General features: G+C 68.7%; 1 protein-coding gene. It reads right to left on the reverse strand.

What is annotated here, in order from left to right; all coding sequences use genetic code 11:
* A partial coding sequence (locus FKP22_RS28475; protein ID WP_141291471.1) for a beta-ketoacyl reductase occupies positions 1 to 2,010 on the reverse strand: 2,010 nt, incomplete at both ends.

The raw sequence follows: 2,010 nt of genomic DNA on the forward strand, positions 1-2,010 counted from the left end.
GGCCCGGCTGCGGTCTTCGTCGAAGTACGCTCGCCAGTCCCAGCGCTCCGCAGGGATCTCGCTGATGCTGTCTTTGCCGGCGCTCAGGTTCGCCCAGAACGCACCCACGTCCCCAGCTTCGGGGTAGCGGCCTGACAGGCCGATGATCGCGATTTCGCCGATGTCCTTGCCCACCGTGTTGGACAGGGTGCGCAAGGTCTCAGCTGACGGCGGGAAACTGTCCTGAAGGCCGAGCACAGTCGACCCGAAACGCGGACGGCGGCTCGCATTCGCAACCGGTGGCGCAGGCATTTCGTGACGCGCGGCGACGGGTGCGGTCAGGGCCTCGCCTGCACCCAGCACCTCGCTCAGGCGGGCGCGGTGGCTCTGCAGGAAATGCTCAGCCAGCGCCGCAATCGTCTGGTACTCGAACAGCAGCGTCTTGGACAGCGGGCCGAACACCTGCTCCAGGGTGCGCGTCAACTCCATCACCAGGATGGAATCGATGCCGTAGGCCTCCATCTGCGCCTTGGCGTCGATGCTATGCGCCGGCCGCTTCAGCGTGCTGGACAGCAGCTGCACGAAGTAGCGCTGGGCCTTTTCCTGCAGCGCGTCGGGCGCGGCGTTGAGTGCCACTGGCTCGTGCGCGACCACCGACACCACAGGCCTGGCGGGGTCGGACAGGCTGTCCTCGAACCGGCGGATCTGGCCTTCCGCGACCAGCACCTGGGGCAGTCCACTGGCCAAGGCCTGGCCCAGCGCCGCAAGACCGTTGGTCGTGCGCAGCGGAACCAGGCCAGTGCGCGCCCGCATGTCTTCGCGCGTGGCCGCATCCACCTGCATGCCGCCCTCTTCCCACAGCGGCCAGTTCACCGCCAGCGTGCGCCCCTGCCGCAGGCCTTGGCCCGCCAGCTCGGTGCGGTGCTGCGCAAACGCATCCATGAAGGCATTGGCGGCCGCATAGTCGGCCTGCCCAACATTGCCCAGCGCACCCGAGGTGGACGAGAAGCAAATGAAGAAGTCCAGCGCCAGATCGCGGCTGGCTTCATCGAGGTGGACCGTGCCGGCCACCTTGGCGGCCAGCACCTCACTCAGTTGCTGCCGGGTCTTCCGCAAGAGCAGGCTGTCGCGCAGCACGCCCGCGGCGTGGATGACGCCGTCCAGGCTCTCGAACTCCTCCGGGATGCCCTGCACCAATGCTGTCAGCGCGGCTGCATCGGTGACGTCCACAGCGTGGTAGCGAACCACGGCGCCGAGTGTTTCAAGCGACCGGATCTCGGCCTGGATGCGTTCGTCCGGCGCCGAGCGGCCCGTCAGGATCAGCACGGCGTTCCTTGCGCGCAGCGCGATGTCACGCGCGAAGATCAAGCCGAGACCACCTGCGCCACCGGTGATCAGGTAAACGCCGCGCGCCTTCCACGGTGCGGGTGCGTCACTGCCATGCGGCAGCTCGGCCCAGCGGGCCGTCTGGCGCAGGCCGCCCAGGTAGCGCACTTGCTGAGCCGGCGCGCTGCCGCTGTTTTCGGCCAGCACCTGCACCAGGTCCTGGCCCGCCTCCACGTGGATGAGCTGGCCGACGATGCGCGGGTTCTCCAGTTGCGCCGTGCGCAGCATGCCGCCCAGGCCGGCCATGGCCTGGTCCTCTCCATGGGCCGGCACGAGCACCTGGATCAGGTGTTGCCCGGGCTGTGCGCCCAAGGACTGCAGCTGTTCCAGCAATGCAGCGGCCGCGGCCTCGAAGCGCTGGGCGAGGTCGTCACCCTGGGCGGGGGAAAGACAGACTGCGCCCGGCAGGCGCTGTGCCAGGTCGAATGCCAGGTCCGCTGCCTCCACGCCGCACAGCAGCACGACATGGCGCGCAAAGCCGGCCGCATTCGCCACGGCGACAGCAGCTTGCGGCGCCCACGCCAGTTGCAGCAAGGCGCTGCGCACAGGCTCGTCAGCCGCAGGAGCTGCCGCTGCGCGCAGGCAGAACCCTTTGAGCCTGGCGCAAACCGTGCCGGCGTCGTCGCACAGGTCGATGTCGAACTT

The organism is Ideonella azotifigens, assembly GCF_006519715.1.
GTDB lineage: Bacteria > Pseudomonadota > Gammaproteobacteria > Burkholderiales > Burkholderiaceae_C > Ideonella > Ideonella azotifigens.